This window comes from Salinicola corii (assembly GCF_008298015.1).
Lineage (GTDB): Bacteria > Pseudomonadota > Gammaproteobacteria > Pseudomonadales > Halomonadaceae > Salinicola > Salinicola corii.
In genome coordinates, this window is record NZ_VTPX01000003.1 from 39313 (window position 1) to 58503 (window position 19191).

The following is a 19191-nucleotide window of genomic DNA, read 5'->3' on the forward strand; positions in this document are numbered from 1 at the left end:
GCCGGTTTTTCGTGAGGCTAGTGTGAACAGTCCCTGGTTAGTTGGCCCGCGCCTTCCACTCCGTTGCCAGTACGTCGAGGGTCTGGTCGATCTGTTCGCGGGTATGGTCGCAGTTGAGGAAGAATCGTAGCCTCGCGCTCTTCTCGGGCACCGCCGGGTGCAGGATCGGCTGCACGTTGATGTCGTGCTTGAGCAGGGCATCCGATAGCCCGGCGGCGAGCACGGAACTGCCGACGATGATCGGCACGACGGCGACGCCGATGCTCTCGCCGATGTCGAAGCCTTTGAGCCTGGCCTGCTCGAGGAAGTAGCGCGAGATGTCGTGCAGCCGCTTCAACCGTTCGGGTTCGTCCTTCATCAGCTGGAGTGCGGCGAGGGATGGCCCGGCGACCTGGGCAGGCATTCCAACGCTATAGAGGAAACCCGGCGCGAAGTAGCGCAGCATCTCCACCAGCTCCCGGCAGCCGGCGATGTAGCCACCACAGCCGGAAAGCGTCTTGGATAGGGTGCCCATCCAGATATCGACATCACCGGATGGCACGTCACAGTATTCCCGCAGGCCCAGCCCCCGATCGCCCATCACCGCAAAGGAGTGAGCCTCGTCCACCATCAGCCAGGCCTGGTGGCGCTGCTTGATCTCGACGAAGCGCTTCAGATCCGGAGCGTCGCCATCCATGCTGTAGAGCCCTTCGATCACTACCACCACGCGCTCGAACTGGCGACGATGACGCCCCAGTAGGGCCTCGAGCGCGGCCGGATCGTTGTGCGCGAAGCTCATGCGCCGTGCACCGGATAGCTGCGTGCCGACTACCGTGCTGTTGTGGATGTACTCGTCGTGGAGGAGAAGATCCTTGGGGCCGAGCAGGTAACCCAGCGTCGAGACGTTGGTAGCATGGCCGCTAACGAAGACCACGGCATCCTCGACAGCGTAAGTGTCGGCGATCGCCCGCTCCAGTTCATGGTGGATCGGACGTTCACCGGAAACCGGGCGGCTGGCGGAAACCGAACTGCCGTAGCGTTCCAGGGCCTCGATACCGGCCTGGATTACCTTGGGATGATGCGCCAGACCCAGGTAGTTGTAGCTGGCGAAATTGATGCACTCCCGTCCGCCAATCACCGTGGTCGCGCCGGCGGTGCTTTCATGGACCTTGAAGAACGGATCGGGGATACCTAGCCGCTTGCCACCTTCACGCATCATCTTGAGCTGCTGATAGCCCGGATGGCGGTCGAAGCGGGTAAAGCGCTCGTCGACGCTGCTGGCGGCAGGCTTGGGGGCGGTATCTCCCTCCGGCCGTTGCTGGCGGCGCTGGCGTGCTTCCTGCAGCAGGCGCTGCTTGAGGGCGTCGCGGGGCTGGCTCATGATTCGCCTCTCTCGGTCCCGCTATCGTCCCGAGACTCGGCGCCATTCTGAAGCGCGTCGACGCCGTGCTGGGCGGCAAGGCCGCTGAGTGCATCCTCGTCGCTGTCGGTCTCGGTATCGTCGCCACGCAGCTTGAGCATCAGGTAGTCGCACAGCTTGGCCAGCGTGTCGGCCTCGCTAAGCACCATCACCGGCACCTGAATGCCCAGACGGGCTTCCAGTGCCGTGACAAGCTCGACGCCCATCAGCGAGTCGAAGCCCATGTCGTAGACGGACTTGTGGATATCGATCTTCTCCTCGTCGATCAGCAGAATCTTGGCGAGTTCCTTGCCGAGAACTTCGGTCAGAGTGGTGTGGAGCGCTTCGGGTGACAGGCTGGCCAGCAGTTTTTGCAGGTCATCGTCACCTTCCTGACCGCCGTCATCCTCGGCAGTACGGGCGATTTCGCGGTAGCGTGGCGCTTCCGCCGTGGGCAGGAAGCGTGCCAGCGCTCGCCAGTCGAGTTCCAGCACGCCGAGCGAGGCGACATCGGCCACCAGCATCTGCTCGAGTACGGCCAGCGCGTCGCTGGAGGCCAATGCCTGGCCGCCGAGGCGTTCCTGCAGGCTGTCGCGGGTCTGGGTATTGCGCGCCAGAAAGCCGACATCCTCGATTGCACCCCAGCGGACCACCGTCGCCGGGCGACCGTTGGCGCGACGGTTGGCGGTGAACGCCTCCAGCCAGTGGTTGGCGGCCACGTAGCTGGCCTGACCGGGGTTGCCGAACAAGGTGGTGGCAGAGGAGTAGACAACGAAGAAGTCGAGTGCATCGTTCGCCGTCAGCGAGTCCAGGTGACGAGCGCCCTCTAGCTTCGGTGCCATCGCCTGGCGGATGCGTGCTGCGTCGAGATTGCGGATCAGACCGTCGTCGATGACGGTGGCGGCATGTACGATGCCGCGAATCGGGCCGAGGCTCTCACGCGCTTCGTCCAGCACCCGCTCTAGCGCCTTGGCGTCGGTCACGTCACAGGCGCGGGCAGCGACCGTCACGCCGAGAGCTTCCAGCCGCTCGATGCTGGCCTCGGCTGCCTCGGTGACAGCACCGCGGCGGCTCAATAGCAGCAGCTGGCGCGCGCCTTTGGCGGCCAGCCATTCGGCGCTCGCAAGGCCGAAGCCGCCGAGTCCGCCGGTCACCACGTAGGTGCCCGTCGCGTCCAGCATCAGCGGAATATCCCTGGCGGGCGCGGGCGCCATTGTCGGCGGTCGCTCGTAGGTGACGACGACTTTGCCGATCTGGCGCGCCTGTTGCATGTAGCGGAAGGCCTCGACCACGCGATCGCTGCCGAACGCGATGTATGGCAGCGGGGCGAGCGTGCCGTCGGCGAACAGGGTCATCATCTCGCTGAACAGTTCGCCGGTGAGATCTGGAAGTTCGCTCATGAGCTGGTCGGAATCGACCCCGAAGTAGCTCAGATTGTTGCGGAACGGGCGCAGGCCGACCTTGGTGTTCTCGTAGAAGTCGCGCTTGCCGAGTTCAATGAAGCGGCCGAACGGCTTGAGTACCCGCAGGTTCTGGTTGATCGCCTCGCCGGCCAGCGAGTTGAGCACCACGTCGACACCATCGATGCCGATGCGCTGACCGTTGCCGCCGTCTCTCGATGCCTGACGTTCGACCGCGTTGTCATGGAGGATCTCCTCGGCGAAGGTCAGGCTGCGCGAGTCGTAAATGCGATCAACGCCCGTCAGACGCAAGAAGTCCTGCTTCTCCGGCGAGCCGACGGTGGCGTAGATCTCGGCTCCCAGCCAGCGTCCGACCTGGATTGCGGCCAGGCCGACGCCGCCGGCCGCGCCATGGATCAGCAGCCGCTCGCCGGGCTGCACGCGGGCCAAATGCTTGAGCGAGTAGTAGACGGTGAAGAAGGTCGTCGGGATCGTCGCAGCGGCGGCGTAGCCGATCTCCGCGGGAATCGGCGCCACGGCGTTGACGTCGGCGATCAGGCGATCGCTGAAACTCGCGGGGCCGAAGCCGACCACGGCATCGCCCGGGCGCAGCGACCCGTTTGGATCGCCGACGCTGACGACTTCTCCGGCAAACTCCAGGCCCAGCGTCGGTCCGGCAAAGCCGTTCTCGATCGCCTCGTCGGAGAGCAGGCCGAGCGCATACATGACATCGCGGAAGTTGAGGCCGGTGGCCTTGACCGCGATCTCGACCTGGCCGGGCTGCGGCGCGGGCAGGTCGTGCGGCCGCCAGCGCAGATGACGCAGCTGCCCCGGCAACTCGAAGCCCAGGCTGACAGCGCGATCGTGTCCGGGCCGCTCCTCGCTGGGCCGGGTGCCCGGCGCCGGTGCCAGGGCCAGGCGGGGCACCCAGCGCTGGCCTCCGGCGTCGAGCACGACCTCGGTTTCCGCATCCGGCATGCTGAGTTCGAACAACACGGCATCCAGCAGCTCGCTCGACAGCGAGTCCCGACTCGACAGCGGCAGATCCAGTAGCCGAACCTGTCGGTTACCGGCCTCGTTCTGCAGCGATCGGCCGAAGCCCCACAAGGCTGCGTCTTCAGCTAGCTTGGAAATACCGGACTGCCCGGATGATTCAGGCCGCGAAACCGGGTCGGCTGCGGCCTCGGGCAGTATGAAAAAGTGGGCTCCCACGCCGAGTGTGAGCCACCACAGCGCGGCGTCGCTCTCCATCGACTCCAGCGTCTGCAGCCACTGGGCGGCCAGCACGCAGCGATCGTCGGCCGCGCTTGCCAGGCCACGCAGATCGACGATCTGACTCGGGGTGAAGGACTCCAGCGCCAGCGGCAGCAGTTCGCCAGGCATCAGCTCGCTGCCGGCCAGGTGGTGGACGGCCTGGCCCAGTGTCTTGAAGCGGGAGACGAGCTTGGAGGCCAGCCATTGAGAGCTGTCGTCGCTGACCACCAGCCACTGCTCGGTATCATGGGCCGAGTCGTCACGGGCGGTTCCGGGCTCTGCCTCCGCCGTGGCGGAAGACAACGGTGCCTGAGCGGTCAGTAACTGCAGACCGCCCTGGTCGTTCTCCAGCGTGTGGCGTTCGAGCTGACGGTAGCCCAGTGCTTCCAGTCTGTGGCGGGTCGTCTCGAGATCGGCGGGGCGTGAATCGGGCGCCATCGCCAGTGACAGGAACGACTGCCAGTCGGTGTCGCCCAGTGCCAGCAACGCGATCTGCGCGTCGTCCGCCAGTTGTCCCGGCAACCACTGCAGCAGCGTATCGATCTCGTCCTGGGTGCCATCCAGCGTGACCAGTGCGACATTGGCACCGATCGCGGGAGGGGCGGCGTCAACCGTCAGCAGGTCGACCCTGGCATCGTGTTCCGCCAGGGATTCGGCTTCATTCAGGGCGTTGTCGCGCAGGGCGACGAAGCGATACTGGGCGCGATCGCCGCTCAATCCGCCCATCAATCGTTCACCGAGCTGCGGGCGCAGCGCCGAGGCTTCTAGCATCACCAGCCGCTGGTGGGGCGGCAGCAGCTCAAGCGACATGGCGTACTGGGCCAGCCAGGTATCGGCCAGGGCGTGCCAGCCGCGTTCGCCGACGGCGGCCTGTACCAGTTTCGTCAGGCGGGGGGCGTCCAGACCCAGCGAGGGGACATCGAGACGCTCTTTGAGCCAGTCCGTCAGATGGAGGCCGAAACGGCCGATGCTGTGGGTCAGCGCGGCGTAGTCCGGGTAGTCCCGGATCAGCAGATTCCAGACCGTCGCCGCATCGATCTCCGGCGCTTCCTGCAACTGCCAACCGGCCGGCGTTTCCGTCACGATGCCGATGGCAAGCGCTAGGTCGACCAGCGCCTGGCGGCGTTGGCGGATCTCGCTCGCGCCGGCATCGAAATGGCCCGCCAGCAGTTGACCGTCGCTGTCGGCGTGGCTGCGCAGGGCCTCGTCGAGAAACGCCGAGACCAGGGTCTCCAACAGCGGCTCGACCTCGTCGCCGTAACGGCTTCCGGTCACGCTCCGGTAGTTGTCGACCAGTTGCGCCAGTGCCAGCTCGGCGGTGGTCTCGTCCAGCGGCAACACGGCAGCTTCGCGCGGAGCCGGAACGAGGCGATGGTCGAGATAGCTGAGTCGATGCTGTACCGCGTGGCGCAGACGGGCGGCCTTGAAACGGGCGCCTTCGACCACCGCCACGGCATTGCCAGTGGCATCGAACAGTGCCACGTCGGCACACAGCGAATGCGGCGCGCGGCTGGTGAGGCGTACTTCCATCCACGCTGGCGGCGCAGCATCGACCTGCAGTTGCAGCCGTTCAAGGCGCACGGGCACGAAGGCCAGTCCGCCTCCCTTGGCGAGTTCGTCGGCCAGCAGCGGAATGAATAGCTGGAAGGCGCTGTCGAGGATACCCGGTGCCAGCAGGCAGTCGCGCTGGTCCTCGGCGATGGCGGCGGGCAGGTCGATGCGACCCAGCGCGCGGTCGCCCTCGACCCAGACTTCGCTGATCGCCTGGAAGCCCGGCCCGTACTCGAGCCCGACGTGAGCGGCCATCGCCAGATGCTGTTCTCGGGTGACGTCCGCCGGCCGGTCGGGCAGTGGCGTGCCGCGGCGAGTCAGCAGCAGGCCACGGGTCTGCACCGTGATCCGGGCCCGGGCGTTAAGGGTCCAGGCATCCTCGCTGGCCGGCTCGCGGGTCTTCATGGTCAGGGAGCCATCGGCATCCTGGATCTCCAGTTGCAGCTTCTTGCCATGGACGGCGTCGAGCAGCAGCGGGCTGAGAATCTCCAGCGCCTCGATATCGAGCACTGGCGATGCCTTGGCGGCGGCCGCTGCGGCAAGTGCCAGTTCGGCAAAGCCCGCGCCCGGGAATACCGTGGCGTCGCCGACGCGGTGATCGGCCAGCCACGGAAGGCGGCGGGTATCGAGTTGGCTTTCCCACGCCATTCCTTGGCGAGCCAGGCGATAACCCAGTAGCGGGTGTTCGTAGTGGCGTCCCATCAGTCCCTGGGAGTCTCCGGTAGCCTTGACCCAGTACCGCTCGCGCTGCCATGGATAGCGCGGCAGGTCGACGAAACGACCGCTGACAGGGAACCACGCCTTGGGAGAGACGGCGCCGCTGACCAGTAGCGCGGCGAGACTGGCATCCATGGCGGTGGCGCCGTCGTGCTCGCGACTCAGCGTGCCGATGACGCTGCCGGTGACCGACTGCGCGGAGAAGGCGTCAGTCAGGTAGCGTCGCAGAATCGGTTGCGCGCCGATCTCGACGAAGGCTCGAGCCCCCGCTTCGAGCAATGAATCGACCGCCGGTGAGAACTGCACCGGTTCGCGGATATTGAGCCACCAGTACTCGGCGCCCAGTTCTCTGCCGTCCAGCGCTTTGCCGGCCACGGTCGAGATGAACGGTATCCGGGTGGCGGAGGGCTTCAGATGCGAGAGGGCGTTGATGACCTCCTGGCGAATCGGATCCATGGCCGGGCTGTGGAAGGCATAGTCCAGCGCTAGGCGCTTGGCGAAGATCCGCTCGTCGGAGAGTGCCGCTTCCAGGCGTTCCAGCGCATCCGCTGGGCCGGCCAGGGTGACGCCCTTGGGGCCGTTGACGCCGGCGATCACGATCGCCGAGTGAGCGGGGGCTTCCAGCCAGCGCTGCATGGCTTCGGCGCCGAGGCCGACAGCGGTCATCTCACCGCTGCCGCGGGTGCGGCCTTGGCCGGCGCTGCGATAGTAGATGACGCTGACAGCGTCGGCCAGGCCAAGCGCGCCACAGGCCCAGGCCGCGGCGACTTCACCCACGCTGTGGCCGATGACAGCGGCGGGGCGCACGCCCTCGGACTCGAGCAGTCGGGTCACGCCGACCTGCAGCGCGAACAGCGCGGGCTGGGCGATCTCCGTGAGGGCCAGCCGATCGCCTCTCTCCACGGCCTCGTGCTGGTTGGTGCCATCGAGTTCGGCACGCAGCGAGAAGTCGGCGTGTTTCGCGAACAGTGCGTCGACTTCGTCGACGGCAGCGGCGAAGACAGGGGACTCCCTCAGCAGCGTGCGACCCATCGCCGTCCACTGGCAGCCGTTGCCGTCGTAGACGAACACCGGGCCGTAGCCGGCATCGACGCGCTCGCCGAGGGCGGCGCCGGGTACGCTCTCGGCGGCGGCCAGCGCGTCCAGGCGGGTGATCGCGTCGGCGGTGTTGTCGCTCAGCAATATCGCTGCGTGGGGGTGCTGTTCGCGGCGGAAGGCGAGGCTGTAGGCGGTGTCGTAGAGCGAGACATCGCCAGCCGTGAGGCTGTCGCTGAGGCGCGCGGCGAACTCGCGCAGCGCTTCCGGGCTGCGAGCGCTCAAGCACAGCGGGAGACGCCGAACGGGCGACTCGGCGACCTCGGCTGCTGGCGTTTCCGGCGGCGACTGCAGGATGACGTGGGCGTTGGCGCCCCCGAAACCGAACGAGTTGATGCCGATGGTGAGTTGCCCCTCGGCCTTCAGCTTGCGCGGTTTGTCGACAATGTCGAGGTTCCAGCCCTTCAGGGCGATGCGCGGATTGACCTTGCGAATGCCGATGGTGGCGGGAACTTCACGCTCACGCAGCGCATAGAGCGCCTTGGCGAGACCGGCGATGCCGGAGGCGGTTTCCAGGTGACCGAGGTTGCTCTTGACTGAACCGATCGGCAGCGGCGTCTGGCGCTTCTGGCCGATTGCCGCGCCGATGGCGCGGGTCTCCAGCGGGTCGCCGACGGCGGTACCGGTGCCGTGGGCCTCGAGGTAGTCGAGGTCGTCCGGCGTCAGCCCGGCACGCGCCAGGGTCTGGGTCATCAACGCGACCTGGGCGTCGGGATTGGGGACCGTCAGGCCCTTCTTGAAACCGTCGGTGTTGACGCCGCTGCCGGCGACCACGGCCAGAATGCGATCGCCATCCTCGAGCGCCTTGTCGTAATCCTTGAGCAGGAAGACCCCGCCGCCCTCGGAGCGCACGTAGCCGTCGCCGGACTCATCGAACACCTGGCAGCGTCCGGTGGGCGAGAGCATGCTCGCCTTGGAGAAGATGATGAAGCCGAACGGGTGCAGGTGCAGGCTGATGCCGCCGGCCAGCGCGATCTCGGTCTCGCCGCTGCGGATCGACTGGCACGCCTGGTGGAAGGCGACCAGCGAGGACGAGCAGGCGGTATCCATCGACATGCTCGGGCCATGCAGGTCGAACACGTAGGAGATTCGGTTCGAGGCGATACTCGAGGTATTGCCGGTCGCCGTCGAGGTGTCGATCACCGACATGTCGTCGGCCATGCGGTAGGAGTAGTCGAGACTGGAGATGCCAAGGAAAACGCCGCACTGGCTGCCGCGCAGTGTCTGCGGTGGAATGCCGGCGTCTTCCATGGCTTCCCAGGTCATCTCCAGCAGAATCCGTTGCTGTGGATCCATCTGGGTAGCTTCGCGCGGCGAGATGCCGAAGAAACCTGCGTCGAAACCGGAGATGTCGCCGAGACTACCGGCGGCGAAGGTGTAGCTGGTGCCGGGATGCTGCTTGTCCGGGTGGCGATAGGCTTCCAGGCCCCAGCGGTCGTCTGCGACCATGGTGACGAGATCTTCGCCGGTCTTGAGCGCTTGCCAGAAACGTTGTGATGTCGGAGCGCTCGGAAACCGGTGAGCCGCGCCGATGATGGCAACGCGTTTGGTCATTGGGACTCCTTGCTTCGTAGCATGGGCTACGCCTTTCTCAATTCGCACCGCGCCTTCCAGCGTGGTCGATAATCCTGTCGTAGATTGTTACTCCCAGCTTATCGGCTGGAAGCGTCATCCGCACGTTATCCCCCGAACGGGGTGCGGTCTGCCAGATGAAATAGTTCGTGAAACCATCCGGCTCACCGTGTCGTGCGTAGACTTTCGGCATGATCGGCACGTGATCTCCGTAAAAACCCAGAATGCCGGGCCGTCCGCCTTGATGAAGAGAGTCCCTGAGTCGTTCCAGCATACTATCGGTGTTGCGTAGATGCTTCAGATAAACCGTCAGCTCTTCGCAATCGTCGGTAACGCCGCCTTCAACCCAGCGTTCGGCGACGGCCGGGTCCGCCGTCTCCAGGTGGAGCGGGCCGTGATTCTCCATGCTGATCACGAAAATGAACAGCGGTTTCTCGTCGGCTATCGTCAGCCGTTTCCGAACCCGCTCCGCCAGCGCGAGATCGCCGGTGTACTGGCCGTCGCGCTCGTCGATATCGAAGTCGGCGATATCGACGAAGGTCTCGAAGCCCAGGTTGGGATAGACCTTGTCGCGCAGATAGAAGCTGGCGGGATAGGGGTGAATGCAGACCGTCCGGTAGCCCAGGCGCTTGAGCGCGCCGGCCAGGTTGTTGACCGGTAGCTTCGATAACTGGTGGTAGGGGTTGAAACGATGCACGCCGAGACGGGATGGCGTGAGCCCTGTCAGTACCGCACACTCCGTGCGCACGGTGTTGGCGCCCCAGGCGGGCACGTCGAAACGGCCGGCCTGCAGGGCTTCGGCCATGAGCGCGTCATACGTGCCTAGCAGATCGCGGCGAATGGCCTGATGCCAGTCGCGAGGGTCGAAGAACGACTCGCTCTGGACCAGCACCACGTTCGGCAGCGTGGCGGGATCCATGCTGTCCATATCCAGATCGACCGGCAAGGCGAAGGCGCTGTCGTTGTCCTGACGGTCGATCGGCTCACGTGTCAGGCGACCATAGGCCCAGAGGTAGGGATAGAGGCCGAGCCTGACCAGGTCGTCGTTGGGTTCGAGCGTACAACCCGTCAGCCGGGGCAGTTGCCAGATCAGCACGGCGATACTGGCCGCGACCAACACCAGGGTGCCCAGCAGCGACCACGGCGCGTCGGCATGGCCGTAGAGCGAGGGCTCGAGCCAGAAGCCGATACCGATCGCGATGGCGCCGGCCAGGCTGGCGGCGATGGTCAGACCGATACCGAAAAAGGGGATGTAGAGGCGGGGATGGCGAACCGCATCGACGAAGTACTCGAAGTCTTGGCACAGAAAGGGTTCACGCAGCGAGCTCGACTTGGTGTTGTTGACCTGGATCACCACCATCTGCAGCGAAGCGGCGATCACCAACGCAAACCAGGGGCGCTGCACGATCAACAGCCAGAAGGCGAAATGCAGCACGGCGGTGGCCAGGTGAACGGCAACTGCTGCCGGCGCGCGCTGCCACAGCAGCCGGGGGCGCGGTTTGAGCAGCAGTTCGAACAGGCTGGTGACGACCAGCGTGGCCACCGTCGCCCAGACCCCGTTCCAGAATCCATGAATCATCGCTGCGCTCCGTCGCCGTGGTCATAGCCGAACCACTTGAGCAGGCGTTGCGAGATCGCCGCCGGCAGCACGGCCAGCCACCAGCTGCCGAAATTGAGCGGGAACGGGAAGCTGATCCGGGCACGGTTGCGCTCGATACCCTGGGCGATGACCCTGGCGGCGCGCTCGGGTTGCCAGATAAATGGCTTGGGACCGAGCATCTCATGGCACATCTTTGAACTGACGTAGCCCGGCATGACCACGGTGATGCCGACGCCGCGAGGCGCCAGCCAGCCGCGAAGCGCTTCACCGTAGGCTTTCACCCCGGCCTTGCTGGCGCTGTAGCTCGGTGTGACCGGCAAGCCGTGATAGGCGGCGAGCGAGCTCATCAGCACCAGTTGGCCGCGTCCCGCCGCGCGCATGCGCTTGCCAAGGAAGTTGCCCATTGCCATCGGCACACGCAGGTTGATATCGAGCAGGCGGCTGGCGTCTTCCCATGGCTCGCCGCTGCCGTCTTCGCCGATGTTGATGTTCATGCCGGCGTTGACGATGACAATGTCCGGCGGAGTGGGGGCGCACAGCGAATCGAGCCAAGCGAACAGGGCGTCGTCGTCGCCCAGGTCGATCTGGCTGTATTCGACCTCGGCGCCGGATTCGCGACAGGTTGCCGTCAGCGATTCGAGCACTTCGCGCTGGCGGCCATGCAGCACCAGCCGATTGCCGGGCCTGGCGTAGACGGCGGCCAGTGCCTGTCCGATGGCTCCGGTGGCGCCGGTAATGACGATTCGAGTCATGACGCGATCTCATCCATGAGTTGTTGCAGCGGAGAGCGATCTCGCTGCAGCGCCTGAAGGGCGTTTTCCGAGGCTAGCTCGATCCCGGGGCGGCAGTAAAACCCGCCATTGATCTGAACCGTCTGGGCAACGGTTCGTCGATAGGCCCGGAAGAGTCCCGCTTCCGGAGCGGGCGTATTGTGCCAGAAATCGTCCAGCTTGCCTTGATGGGTCAGGCCCGCCATGTCGTAAATCGGTGAGGCCAGGGCGTGAGTCGGGCAGCCGAAGCCTAGCGAGACGTTGCCGGCGGTGCTGTTGACCGTGACCAGACCGCTGGCGTGCTTGAGTAGTGCTTCGAGGCTCCCCCCTTCGAGATAGACCAGGCGATCACCTAGATCGTACTCGTGGGTCAGCACCTTTATCAGCCGCGCGTACTGGGCCAGGCCCATGTCGAGCGGGTGGTTCTTGATCACCAGCAAGGCATCCCTCGGCGCATGGTAGGCAAAGGACGCGGCCACCTTCCCGATCACCTCCTGCATGTTCTTGTAGTCCGAGTGATAGCGAACCTGGGCGTCGCTCTTCAGTTGCAACGGCAGCAGATAGAACGGACGCCTGGAAGCCATCAGCGCTTCGACGCGCTGCTTGTCCCGGCGTTTCAGGTAGGGCATGCGCATCTTGCGCAGCACGAAGCCTGCGTATTCCACGGGGGCGGTGACCAGGGCGTGGTTGCGATAGTGGGGATGCAGGAACGGGTTGGCGACGCCAGCCAGGTGATAGAGCACATCGTGGCGCGCGCGCATGTGGAACTGGTTGGGAAAGGACTGGGGACGACCGGCGCTGGGCAGGCGCTCGCCGGCCGCGCGATACCAGTCGGGATCCCGGGGCAACAGCGAGTGCGCATTCACGCCCTCGCGTTCCAGCGTCACCCAAAAGGGGCGAAAGTAGCCCTCCTCGAACACGTGGTTGCGGATACCCCGACGTCTGGCGGCAAGGATGGCGCGCCGATGAACGGGACGGCGGTCTCCGAAGACGATCTGGTCGGTAATCTCGTGTCGATCCCAGATGCCGGAGAGGTATTCGGGGATGTCCTTGGCCTGGCCGCGGTAGGCATAGGTGTTTTTCTGCCGCCAGTAGACACTGTCGCCGACGGTGAAGTTGACCTTGATGACCGAGTGTCCCGCTTCCCGCAGTCGCGCGCCCAGCCGGTCGAAAAAAGGTGAGCAGACACCCTGTAAAAGAAGAAAGTGTTTGCGTGTCGTGCTCAAGTCATTGCCTTTTGGAGAACAGATTGCGGTATAGCCGGTAGAGGCGGACTCGGAGCGGCAATCCCGAGCGCCGATCACGCTGTTGCTGCATCAACTCGGTGGCGGTATCGGCGTTGCAGAACTCGCCGGTGACCGGGTCGACGTAGGTTGGATACAGTAGCAGAGCGCCTGCGACCAGGGCATCGAGGGTTAGCTGCCGCTGACGCCGCGGGGAGGATAACCGGTCGCGGGTCAGTCCCCAACCGGCATAGAACGGCAGGCCGTAGGTGTGCACTTCCACGCCGCGCATCAGACCCTCGAAGCCGGTCAACGAGCACATGGTATGGATCTCGTCGGCCAGCTCGATCAGGTCGATGATGTCGCAGTCGACCAGTTCGAGGTCGTAGAGCGTTCGCGCCGTCTTGTCGAGCAGGCCAAGCCGGGCGCCCGAGACCACGTCGGGATGCGGCTTGTAGATAACGAAGGCGTCGGGCCGATTCTGCCTAACGGCCTCGAGCAGCGCCTGGTTGGTCTTGATCTCGGGAGAGCCGTAGGCGATCGAGGCGTCGCTCTCGACCTGGCCGGGCACCAGCACGACCGGTCGTGAGCCGATTGCGTCCATCGGCAGCGAGGGTCGCGTCTTGCCTTGCACGTTGTACTTCGAGAGCTTGAGCTCGGTGAGACGTTGGCGCAGGCGCCCGGCGCGGGCCAGCAGAGTCGGTTCGAAGTCCGTCTCGGTGAGCAGTCGTTCGAGATCGCTTTCGTGATCGGCGTCGTAATAGAGTCCGCGGGAGTCGAAGGCCAACGACAGTGGCCGGATCAGATCGACTCCCAGCCCGACCGAACGCACGAAACCATCCTCCATCCGCCACAGCTCGAGTCCGTGCTGGCGGCATAGCGCCTTGATCTTGTCGGTAGCCTTTTGCCCCCACACCACCAGGCTGTCGCGGCCTTCGAGTTCATGGGGCCGCGGGTGATCGCCCGGAATGAAGCGCACGCTGGAGGCCGGACCGAGAAAATCGGTAATGAAGGCACGCTTCCAACTGGAAAATCCGACGGCCAGCCAACGTCCCGCCAGTCGATCCCGTTGACGCTTCTGGTCGGCGATCAGGTCGATCGTCGCCTCGAGCGTCGACACCTGCCCGGTGTAGGGGTTGGCGTAGCGGCAATAGCGCAGATAGGCCGCGGCGAACAGTTCCAAAAGCGTGCGCTCGCGCTGGCGGCGTTCGCAGCGCAGTGCATCCCGAGTCAGGCCCCAGCCGGCATAGAACGGCATGCCGAAGCAGTGCACCGGCTTTTCCGCCATCAGCGCCTCGAATCCCAGTTGGCTGGTGACCACGTAGACCGCGTCGGCGGCGTCGATCAGCGCCCACGGATTGATATCGTTACCGATTAGCCGGCAGCGCGGATGCGCCGAGGCGCGGGTCAGGTAGCCCTGCTTGCGTCCGGCGATGACGTCGGGATGGGTCTTGATCAGAATTTCGGCATTGGGGTGATCGTCGATCGCGTTTGCCAGCATGCGCTGGAACGAACCGGCGTCGGCCATGCCATGGGTAATCGAGGCGTCGTCACGCGTCTGGTCGATGACCAGGACGCGGGGCCGGTCGGCGGGCTCGAGCGGCCGATCCGGGGCGTGGTTGTACTTCGACAGCCGCAATCGACGCAAGCGCTGCATGGCTTGGTCGGCGCGTGCCAACTCATCCGTGCCGAAGGTCGCCTCGGCGAGAAGCGTCTCCAGGTCCGAGGGCCGGGTCGCATCGTAGTAGATGCCGCTGTAGTCCACGACCAGGCTATGGGGCTGGGAGTAGTTGACGCCCAATCCCAGTGAACGCAGGAACCCGTCCTCGATGGCGATGTAGGGCAGGCCCCGGCGTGTGGCCAGGCGACGTGCCTGTTTCGACGTCGGCTTCAGGCCCCAGCCGAGAATGGCGTCGACGGGCTGGCGGCTACCGGGCTTGAGGCGAACCTGACGCGAGTACTCCGGCAGCAGACAGCGGATGATGTTCCAGCGGGCCAGGCCCTTGGAGAGATAGCCGGCCACGCGATGGTAGGACGGTCGCAGGACTGTCGAATCGTTATGCATGGGTCACAGAAAGCGGGTGCGGTCCGTCGAGGAAATGTCATGTCACTGCCTTGGGCGCTGGCCCGACGCAACCGGCCCGAGTCCGGAGCGTGAGGCAATCTGGTGCGCAGTGTAACGCAAACCGCGGATCGAGGGCGCGTTTCGGCTGTATCGAATTGCTAAGCGCCGGGATTTTTCGTAATCATGTAATGCCCCCTGTTTTCTGCACACCCTACGCAGCTAATGCGGGATGTGCTCGGGGTGCCACCTAGTCCAGAGACTGATGCGGCCGCTCTTCGTTGAAGTGAGTGTTGTGTTTTGAGTCAAGGAGCTTGAAAGTGCTTCTTACTGCGCTTCCCTCGATCGACCGAGCTCCTTTTTTGGGCCTGCAGCAGCATGGCCTCAGGATGGTTTGCGAGGGTTGATTGGTGGCGGTAATATGCGATTCTAGGCTGAGCGGCAGCCAGGGCAGGCAACCAACTGAATATGGCGGTGGTTTAAATCGTCTTGGGAGGATGAGGCTTGTCAGCCTCGGTGGGCAGGGTCGCCAGCAGCTTGTCGATGGTGGCGTCATGGAAGAAGGCGACCAGTTGTTCGCTTCGGCTCGGGCCGATGCCCGGGAACGTCTGCCAGTCTGCTGCCGAGCGCGCACGGAGGGTCGCCAGTGGCACCGCGAGAGCGGAATGACGCACGGCTTCGGGCAGCGGCGGCATGCCCAGCGCGATCAGCCAGCGCACCGGCCGCTTCGCTTCCGCGGCGTGGAAGGCCTCGATCCACTGCCGGGCCCTTGCCTCTCCGACCCCGGGCAGCGACTGCAACTGGTCGATCTCCAGCGTCCGCCACGAAAGCAGGCCGTCGACCAGACCGGCATCGACGAGGGCGCTCCAGGCGGCGGGCCCGATACCGGTCATGTCCAACCCCTGCTTGCCGCCGAGCCAGACCAGGCGCGCGAGGAACTGCTCGCGACAGCCCGCTGACGGGGCGAGACAAGAGAGGGCGTCGTAGCGCGTCGCGTCCGGCAGCGGCAGGGCGGCACGCGGCGTGGCCGGGATGACGACTCGCTCGATCCGGGGGATGGTGGCGCCGGCGAGAGCGACGTCGACCTGATCGCCGGGACGCACGTCCAGCGCTTTCCAGTGGGCCACCGACCCCAGGCTGACCGAGCCGACCTCGCGGTCGTCGAGAAGAACGGGCTCCAGTCGAGCAACGGGCGTCAGACGTCCGGTGCGTCCCACCGAGACGTCGATCGCCTCGACCACGGCGAGCGTTCGCGCGGCCGGGTATTTCCAGGCGACGGACCAGTTGGGCGGCTCTGCTTGCCAGGAGGCACCAGGCGGCCGTTCGCGGCGCTTGATGACGACGCCGTCGGAGGCGAAGGGCAGCGGGGCGTGGTACCAGCGATCTCGCCACTGCTCCACCTGGGAGAGTCGACTGACCGATCGGGTATAGCTGGCCGTGTCGGGAAAGCCGAGCTGCGCCAGCCGCTCGAGGCGGTCTTCACCGGTTCGGGGGCCATCCGGCCAGGCCCAGGCAAAGAAGCCGATCTCCCGGGCCTCCGCCGCGCTCAGCTCATGCCGGTTCAGCAGCCCCGCGACTCGGGAACGTGCCGAGGCTCCGCCATCCCGGGCCTGTACGTGATCGGCCAAGCGCAGGTAGAGCTCGCCCTGCAGGGTCACCGCTTCGTCGGTCGCCAACTCTTCCGGAATGCTGTCGATCCGTCTGACCGACGCGGTCCAGTCCTGCCCCTTCTCTCCATCGCCGCGACTGATGGCGCGTTGGAGGCGGCCTTCGCGATAGACGAGCGTCACGGCGACACCGTCGACCTTGGGCTGGATCCAGAGTGGCCGCTTCGGTTGTCTGGACAGCCATTCGCCGATGGCCCGGCGATCCGGAAGCTTGTCGAGCCCGGTCTGGGCGTAGGGGTGTTCGAGTTCGTCCCGAGCCGAGACGGGCGTGGGCTGTCGGGGCGGTGGGGCATCCGGGTCGAGGCAGCGGCGCCACTGTCGCCAGCGGCGTCTGGCCTCGTCGTAGACGCTGTCGTCGACCAGCCGCTCGCCGCGCTGGTAGTAGGCCTCGTCCCACGTCTGCACTCGTCGGGTCAGCTCGTCGTAGCTCGCGTGCCGTGCTGTCAGGCTCTTGCCTGGAGGGCACGCATCGCCGGGCTCGGCCGCGTGGGCGTGGGACACTCCCGCTACGCTCAACCAGGCCAGTGTCACGGCCCGAATCCCTATTGCCAGCATGTCGTCATCGCTCCGGGGTCTTTGAATCCTTCAACGACCGCTCGGCGATTTTCTTGATCCGCGGGACGCGGCAGGAGTGAGGGACGAGTCGACACCAGACGACGAAGCCCCGCGAGACGAACCGACTTCACCGAGTCGGGGATTCGATATCGCGGGGCTTTGTCGTTTCAGGACCCGGGATCGCCTGGCCCCATTGGGCCAGAGCGCGACGGTCAGCCCTTGGAGATCAGCTTCACGTAGTCCAGCAGGATCTGGGAGGTCTCCTGCAGTTCGGCGCGGTCGATGGGCTTGGCGTCATCCGAATCGGGCACTTCGTCTTCACCGCCATCCTGACCCTCGTCGTTGCCCTGGGCATCGGCATTGTCCTGGCCCGTGCCGTCGTTCCGATCCCTGGCTTCGGTCCAGTCATCGAGCGGCTCCATGCCTAGCGAGCGCCGTCGCTGGTTCTCCAGCGCCAGCTGCTCGGCTTCCTGGGCATCCATTTCACGCTGACGCTGCTCCCTGTTGAGGCTGATGCTGGTCTGCTGCTCGCGTAGTCGCTTGCTCAGCTGCGCCTGCTTTTCCAGATAGACGAAATCGGGATCATTGGCGATGCGCTGCTCGTGACGATCCTGCAGTGCCTCGAGATAGCGCCAGGGCTCGCCGTAAAGGCGATATTGCACCGGCCGGACCCGATCCCAGGGCAGGGCGTTGTCGAGAGCGCTTTCGCCGATCTCGTCCGGATCGATCAGGCTCGGATAGATGATGTCCGGCTCGACGCCGCGGTGCTGTGTGCTCTCGCCCGAAATGCGATAGAACTTGGCCCGGGTCAGCTTGATCTGCCCATGGCTGAGGTCGGTCAGTGTCTGCACGGTACCTTTGCCGAAAGTCCGGGTTCCGACGACCAGGCCTCGGCCGTAGTCCTGAATCGCGCCGGCAAAGATCTCCGAGGCGGAAGCGGATAGCCGATTGACCAGGACGGCGAGGGGGCCATCGTAGGCGACGCCGGTATCGGTGTCTCCGTAGAGGTTGATGCGGCCGCGGGCATCGCGTACCTGGACGGTCGGACCGCGATCGATGAACAGCCCGATCATCGAGTTGGCTTCCTGCAGGGCGCCGCCACCGTCGTTGCGCAGGTCGAGCACGATGCCTTCGACGTGTTCGGCCTTGAGTTTGTCGATCTCCTTGGCCACGTCGCGGGTCGTGCTGCGGTAGTCGGATTCCCCGGCCTGCCAGGCATCGAAGTCGACGTAGAAGGCCGGCACGGTGATGATGCCGATCTTGTGCGTTTCGCCGCCACGCTGAATCTCCTCGACCCGACTATGAGCGGCCTGATCCTCGAGCTTGACGGTATCCCGGGTGATTTTGACGGTATGGGTCCGGGTCACGTCGACGGCCTTGGCGGGAATGATCTCTAGCCTCACCGTCGAGCCTTTCGGTCCGCGAATCAGGTCGACCACTTCATCGAGACGCATGCCGACCACATTGACCAGCTCGCCGTCCTCGTCCTGACCCACGGCCACGATACGATCCGCCGGCTGCAGCACGCCGGCCTTGTCCGCTGGCCCGCCGGGAACCAGACTCGACACTTTGACGTACTCGCCGTCGCTCTGCAGCAGCGCGCCGATGCCTTCCAGCGAGAGGCGCATCTGGATATCAAAGGACTCGCTCTGCTGCGGCGAGAAGTATTCGGTATGCGGATCCACCGTGCCGGTCACCGCCGACATCAGCAGCACCAGGACGTCTTCGGCATTGGTCTGGCGCACGCGGTTGAGCTGGTTGGCGTAGCGGTCGTGGAGTGTCTTCTGGATCTCCTCCGGAGTCTGATCGCTCAGCGACAGCGTCAACGCGGCGTTCTCCAGACGCTTGTTCCAGAGGTCGTCCAGCGCGCTCTCGCTGCCTGCCCAGGAGGAGTCCTCGCGATCCAGCGCCAGACGTTCGTTGCTGGTGTAGTCGTAGTCGATGCCACGGTCGACCTTGTCCACCAGCCACTGGAGCCGTGCCTCCACGCGATCCTGATAGCGTGAATAGAATGCATAGACGCGGTCCAGGTCGCCTGACTTGATGGCGTCATCGAGCGACGTGTCCAGATCGTTGAAATTATCCACGTCGCGCTGCAGCAGGTAGGCCCGCTGGTCGTCCAGCACATCGAGCAGACGCTGGAAGGCGCGTTTCGACCAGTCGTCGTCGAGGTCGACTCCCGAGTAGGAGCCGTACTGCAGTGACTCGGCGACTTCGCTCGCCGCCTGGCGCTGATCGTTGGTTGGGGTGGGACCGGCCAGCGCCGTGACGCTCCATGCCAGCAGTAGCAAACACATGGCCGCGTGCCGAGCGGCGACAGTCAGGGTCATCAATGAAGCACTCCCGG

General features: G+C 65.2%; 8 protein-coding genes. All 8 read right to left on the reverse strand.

From position 1 onward, the window contains the following. Positions 1 to 37 precede the first annotated feature (37 nt). Positions 38 to 1360, reverse strand: a complete 1323-nt coding sequence (locus tag F0A16_RS06690) for an aminotransferase class I/II-fold pyridoxal phosphate-dependent enzyme (RefSeq protein WP_149434630.1) — start codon at positions 1358 to 1360, stop codon at positions 38 to 40. Then, complete coding sequence (locus F0A16_RS06695; protein ID WP_149434631.1) at positions 1357 to 8949, reverse strand: type I polyketide synthase; 7593 nt, start codon at positions 8947 to 8949, stop codon at positions 1357 to 1359. Before F0A16_RS06695 ends, F0A16_RS06690 begins: the two co-directional genes overlap by 4 nt. A gap of 37 nt (positions 8950 to 8986) precedes the next feature. Further along, positions 8987 to 10546: an LTA synthase family protein gene (locus F0A16_RS06700; RefSeq protein ID WP_149434632.1), complete on the reverse strand. Its 1560-nt coding sequence runs from the start codon at positions 10544 to 10546 to the stop codon at positions 8987 to 8989. Beyond that, positions 10543 to 11319 carry an SDR family NAD(P)-dependent oxidoreductase gene (locus tag F0A16_RS06705; RefSeq protein WP_149434633.1) on the reverse strand — a complete coding sequence of 259 codons (777 nt, stop codon included), beginning with the start codon at positions 11317 to 11319 and terminating at the stop codon, positions 10543 to 10545. Before F0A16_RS06705 ends, F0A16_RS06700 begins: the two co-directional genes overlap by 4 nt. After that, positions 11316 to 12563, reverse strand: a complete 1248-nt coding sequence (locus F0A16_RS06710) for a capsule biosynthesis protein (protein WP_149434634.1) — start codon at positions 12561 to 12563, stop codon at positions 11316 to 11318. Before F0A16_RS06710 ends, F0A16_RS06705 begins: the two co-directional genes overlap by 4 nt. A 1-nt stretch (position 12564) precedes the next feature. After that, a complete protein-coding gene (locus tag F0A16_RS06715) occupies positions 12565 to 14625 on the reverse strand; it encodes a capsular polysaccharide biosynthesis protein (RefSeq protein ID WP_149434635.1) in 2061 nt (686 codons plus the stop codon). Positions 14626 to 15101: 476 nt separating this feature from the next. Further along, positions 15102 to 16820, reverse strand: coding sequence for an NAD-dependent DNA ligase LigB (gene ligB / locus F0A16_RS06720; protein ID WP_187775928.1), 1719 nt, complete (start codon positions 16818 to 16820; stop codon positions 15102 to 15104). Between the two features lie 236 nt (positions 16821 to 17056). Next, a complete protein-coding gene (locus tag F0A16_RS06725; protein WP_149434637.1) occupies positions 17057 to 19174 on the reverse strand; it encodes a carboxy terminal-processing peptidase in 2118 nt (705 codons plus the stop codon). Positions 19175 to 19191: the final 17 nt, after the last annotated feature.